This window comes from Nocardioides sp., assembly GCF_035481145.1.
Taxonomy (GTDB): domain Bacteria; phylum Actinomycetota; class Actinomycetes; order Propionibacteriales; family Nocardioidaceae; genus Nocardioides.
In genome coordinates this window covers 1-5,220 of sequence record NZ_DATIHB010000192.1, presented here as the reverse complement: position 1 = coordinate 5,220, position 5,220 = coordinate 1, and the positions used below count along the sequence as shown (strand labels likewise).

Sequence of the window (5,220 nt, the reverse complement as noted above, 5' to 3'; positions counted from 1 at the left end):
GGTGCGGGTCGAGCCGATCTTCTGGGGAACGGACAACCGCCCGGCAGTTTCCTGCCGGGCGGTCGTCTTCTTGCGACGTGTGATCACGCTCAGGCGTCCGACTCCGGAGCCTCGGCGGCCTCGGCGTCGGCCGACTCGTCGGCGGCGTCCTCGATGAACGGGACGAGCGAGAGCTTGCCGCGGTCGTCGATCTCAGCGATCTGGACCTGGATCTTCTGGCCGACCGAGACGACGTCCTCGACCGACTCCACGCGCTTGCCGTCGTTGAGGGCACGCAGCTTGGTGATGTGGAGCAGGCCGTCCTTGCCCGGGAGCAGGGAGACGAACGCACCGAAGTTGGTCGTCTTCACGACGGTGCCGAGGTAGCGCTCGCCGACCTCGGGCATCGTCGGGTTGGCGATCGCGTTGATCGCCGATCGGGCGGCCTCGGCAGCCTCGCCGTTGGTCGCACCGATGTAGACGGTGCCGTCGTCCTCGATGGAGATCGAGGCGCCGGTGTCGTCCTGGATCTGGTTGATCATCTTGCCCTTCGGGCCGATGACCTCACCGATCTTGTCGACGGGGACCTTCACCGTGATGATGCGCGGCGCGGTCGGCGACATCTCCTGCGGCTCGTCGATGGCCTCGGCCATGACGTCGAGGATGGTGTGGCGGGCGTCGCGGGCCTGGGTCAGGGCCGCAGCCAGGACCTCGGCCGGGATGCCGTCGAGCTTCGTGTCGAGCTGGAGCGCGGTGACGAACTCGCGCGTGCCGGCGACCTTGAAGTCCATGTCGCCGAAGGCGTCCTCGGCACCGAGGATGTCGGTCAGCGCGACGTACTCGGTCTTGCCGTCGATCGTGTCGGAGATGAGACCCATCGCGATGCCGGCCACGGAGGCACGGAGCGGGACACCGGCCTGGAGCAGGGAGAGCGTCGAGGCGCAGACCGAGCCCATCGAGGTGGAGCCGTTGGAGCCCATGGCCTCGGAGAGCTGACGGATCGCGTAGGGGAACTCCTCGCGGGTCGGCAGGACCGGGAGGAGGGCACGGCGCGCGAGCGCACCGTGACCGATCTCGCGGCGCTTCGGCGAACCGACGCGGCCCGTCTCGCCGGTGGAGAACGGCGGGAAGATGTACTTGTGCATGTAGCGGCGGTACTTCTCCGGCGACAGCGTGTCGAGCTGCTGCTCGAGCTTGAGCATGTCGAGGGTCGTGACACCGAGGATCTGGGTCTCGCCACGCTCGAAGAGGGCCGAGCCGTGCACGCGCGGGATGACCTCGACCTCGGCGCTCAGGGCGCGGATGTCGGCGAGGCCACGGCCGTCGATGCGGACCTTGTCGCGAAGAACGCGCTCGCGCACGCACTGCTTGGAGACGGAGCGGAACGCCGCGCCGATCTCCTTCTCGCGACCCTCGAACTGACCGGCGATGGACTCGAGGAGACCAGCCTTGATCTCGTCGAGCTTCTCCTCGCGCTCCTGCTTGCCGGCGATGGTCATCGCGGCGGCGACGTCAGCCTTGGCAGCGGCCTCGACGGCGGCGAAGACGTCGTCCTCGTAGTCGAGGAAGATCGGGAACTCCTGGACCGGCTTCGCGGCGACCTTGGCCAGCTCGGCCTGGGCCTCGCACAGCTGCTTGATGAACGGCTTCGCGGCCTCGAGGCCGGTCGCGACGATCTCCTCGGAGGGAGCCTGGACGCCCGACTGGACGAGGTCCCAGGTCTGCTCCGTGGCCTCGGCCTCGACCATCATGATCGCGACGTCGCCGGTCTCGGTGACACGGCCGGCGACGACCATGTCGAAGACGGCGCGCTCGAGCTCGGAGTGACGCGGGAAAGCGACCCACTGGCCGTCGATGAGGGCGACGCGGACGCCACCGACCGGGCCGGAGAACGGCAGGCCGGAGATCTGCGTGGAGGCCGACGCGGCGTTGATCGCGAGCACGTCGTACGGCGTGTCGGGGTTGAGCGCCATGACGGTGATGACGACCTGGACCTCGTTGCGCAGACCCTTCTTGAAGGTCGGGCGCAGCGGGCGGTCGATCAGGCGGCACGCGAGGATCGCGTCCTCACCCGGGCGACCCTCGGAGCGGAAGAAGGAGCCGGGGATCTTGCCCGCGGCGTACATGCGCTCCTCGACGTCGATCGTCAGCGGGAAGAAGTCGAAGTGGTCCTTCGGCGTCTTGCCGGCGGTCGTCGCCGAGAGAAGCATGGTGTCGTCGTCGAGGTACGCGGTGACGGCACCGGCGGCCTGACGAGCGAGGAGACCCGACTCGAACTTGATCGTGCGGGTGCCGAACTTGCCGTTGTCGAGAACGGTCTCGACGGCAGAGATGGTTGCCTCGGTCAAGGCGAACCCTTTCTGTACGTGGAGCGATCCACGCGGAACCCGCCTGGTCCCTCATGTGAGGGGGCCGGTCTTCGATCGAGGCCCGCAGAACAGAGGTCTGAAGGCCACTACCGAGGACCGTGCCGACGTGTGCGCGGGTCGCTCCGGATGATGTGGATGTGTTCAGTTGTGGGTGCGGAGCGAGCCTACCGAGCGCGCCCCTGCGATGAAAGAGAGCCGCCGCCCGTGTCGGGCAGCGGCTCTCTTCAGGTCATCGGCGGAGGCCGAGGCGCTCGATGATGGAGCGGTAACGCTCGATCTCGGTCTTCTGCAGGTAGTTCAGCAGACGACGGCGCTGGCCGACGAGGAGCAGCAGGCCACGACGCGAGTGGTGGTCGTGCTTGTGCTGCTTGAGGTGCTCGGTGAGGTGCGAGATGCGGTGCGAGAGCAGCGCGATCTGGACCTCCGGAGAACCGGTGTCACCCTCGGACTTGCCGTACTCGGCGATGATCTTCTTCTTGGTCTCCGCGTCGGTACCGATCGACATAGCGCGGTCCTCCTTCGTCTCGTTGCGCGGCGCGCCCGGGCCTGTTCACCGGGGCACTCTGGTTCCGCGGCCGTTCTTACGGCGGTGCTGCCCGAAATGGGCAACCGGGCAAGGCTATCCCAGCGCCGCCCGGCTCCCTAATCCGCCGGACGAGGCGCTTTCCTCCCGTGGGCGGTATCGCTCCCCCGCCACTGCTGCCACGATGCGGGGATGGAGAAGACGCTCGGTGTGTGCAACCTGTGCGAGGCGATCTGCGGCCTCGAGCTGACGATCGAGAGCGGCCGGGTCACCGGCGTGCGTGGCAACCCCGACGACCCCCTCTCGCGCGGGCACATCTGTCCTAAGGGCGTCGCGATCGGCGACATCCACGCCGACCCCGACCGCCTGCGCCATCCCGTACGTCGGGTGGGCACGGGCGCAGACGCCCGCTGGGAGGAGATCTCCTGGGACGAGGCCTTCGACCTGGTCGCGGACGGGATCTCGGCCGCCGTCAACGAGGACCCCGACTCGCTGGCGATCTACCTCGGCAACCCGAACGTGCACAGCCTCGGTGCGATGACCCACGGAGTCACGCTGGCCGGCGCCTTCCGCACCCGCAACCACTTCAGCGCGACCTCGGTCGACCAGCTCCCCCACCAGCTCGTGGCGCACCTGCTCTACGGCCACCAGCTGATGATCCCGATCCCGGACATCGACCGGACCGACTACTTCCTGGTCTTCGGCGCCAACCCAATGGCCTCCAACGGCTCCTTGATGACCGTGCCCGACTTCCCGGGCCGCCGGCGTGAGCTCCGTGAGCGCGGCGGACGCATGGTCGTGGTGGACCCGCGCCGCACCGAGACCGCCAAGGTCGCCGACGAGCACGTCTTCGTGCGGCCGGGCTCGGACGCGTGGGTCCTCCTCGCCCTCGTCCACACCCTGATCGACAGCGGCTTGACGAACCCGCCGGAGTGGCTGGACGGCGCCGACGCAGTCGCTGATGCGGTCGCGGAGTTCACCCCCGAGCGGGCCGAGGCGATGAGCGGGGTGCCCGCGGCGACGATCCGGCGGATCGCCACCGAGTTCGCGACGGCGCCGCGTGCCGCGGCGTACGGGCGGATGGGGGTGTCGACCAACGAGTTCGGCACCGTCTGCCAGTGGGCGCTCCAGCTGCTCAACCTCCTGACGGGCAATGTGGACCGCGAGGGTGGCGTCATGCTGCCGACCCCGGCGATCGACATCGTGAAGCTCGGGCTGCTCGGGCGTGGGCACGTGGGGCGGTTCGCCTCGCGGGTGCGCGGGGTGCCGGAGTTCGGCGGCGAGCTGCCGGTCTCGGTCATGCGCGAGGAGATCGAGACGCCCGGCAAGGGCCAGGTCCGGGCGCTGCTGACGCTCGCCGGCAACCCGGTGCTCTCGACGCCCGACGGCAGTGCGCTCGAGCGGGCCATCGGCGACCTCGACTTCTACGCGGCGGTCGACATCTACATCAACGAGACCACGCGGCATGCCGACGTGATCCTGCCGCCGACCAGCGCCCTCGAGCGCGACCACTACGACCTGGTCTTCCACCACTTCGCGGTGCGCAACACCGCCCGCTTCACCCCGGCGGTCTTCCCCAAGGGCCGCGACCAGCGGCACGACTGGCAGATCTTCCGCGAGATCGGGCTGCGCACGATCAAGCGACTGGACCGCAAGCCGGCGCTGCGCCGCCGCCTCGAGCTCGAAGCGCGCCTGAGGCCGAGCCCGACCTTCCTCATCGCCAATCTGATGCGTTTGGGCCGCTCCCCCGTGCGGATGACCGACCTGCGGAAGTCACCACAGGGCGTCGACCTCGGGGCGCTGCAGGGCGGGCTCTTCCCCGAGCGGCTGATGACCCGCGGCAAGCGCGTCGACGCGGCACAGTCGCTCGTGCTCGGCGACCTCGACCGGCTGCGCGCCCAGGCTCCGCCTGCGGAGGGCGAGCTCCTGCTGATCGGGCGGCGGCACAAGCAGGACTGCAACTCCTGGATGCACAACAGCGAGCGGCTCACCAAGGGGCGCGACCGGCACCAGCTCCTGGTCAACCCCGCGGACCTGGCTGCGCGCGGGCTGGCTTCCGGCGACCTGGTGACGGTGACCTCCCGCGTCGGAGCGGTGCAGGTCGAGGCCCTCGGCACCGACGACATGATGCGCGGCGTCGTCTCGCTCCCTCACGGCTACGGGCACCAGCGCGAGGGCGTACGGATGGGACGGGCGACGCAGGTCGCCGGTGTCTCGGTCAACGACCTCACGGACGCCGAGCGCCTCGACGTGAGTGGCAACGCGGCGTTCTCCGGGCTGCCGGTCACCCTCTCGTGACGCCGTCGCTCGCGAGGTTGGCGGAGATGCGTCGACCCGCTGCCTCGCACG

3 protein-coding genes are annotated in these 5,220 nt (G+C 69.4%); 1 reads left to right on the top strand and 2 read right to left on the bottom strand.

Annotated features, from left to right (window positions below):
- Positions 1-89: 89 nt before the first annotated feature.
- Together VLF38_RS15435 and rpsO are read right to left on the bottom strand one after the other, a co-directional pair.
- Positions 90-2,327 carry a polyribonucleotide nucleotidyltransferase gene (locus VLF38_RS15435; protein ID WP_325272125.1) on the bottom strand — a complete coding sequence of 746 codons (2,238 nt, stop codon included), beginning with the start codon at positions 2,325-2,327 and terminating at the stop codon, positions 90-92.
- Positions 2,328-2,577: 250 nt separating this feature from the next.
- Positions 2,578-2,853 (bottom strand): 30S ribosomal protein S15, encoded by a 276-nt coding sequence (gene rpsO / locus VLF38_RS15430; RefSeq protein WP_107700106.1) that lies wholly within the window; start codon positions 2,851-2,853, stop codon positions 2,578-2,580.
- A gap of 210 nt (positions 2,854-3,063) precedes the next feature.
- Here rpsO and VLF38_RS15425 point away from each other — a divergent pair, with 210 nt between their 5' ends.
- On the top strand, positions 3,064-5,169 hold the full coding sequence (locus tag VLF38_RS15425) for a molybdopterin-dependent oxidoreductase (protein WP_325272124.1): 2,106 nt from the start codon (positions 3,064-3,066) through the stop codon (positions 5,167-5,169).
- The last annotated feature ends 51 nt before the right edge of the window (positions 5,170-5,220 follow it).

Excerpts from the sequence above, each read along its gene's own strand:
- rpsO (WP_107700106.1), bottom strand. The coding sequence starts at position 2,853 with ATGTCGATCGGTACCGACGCGGAGACCAAGAAGAAGATCATCGCCGAG.
- VLF38_RS15425 (WP_325272124.1), top strand. The coding sequence starts at position 3,064 with ATGGAGAAGACGCTCGGTGTGTGCAACCTGTGCGAGGCGATCTGCGGC.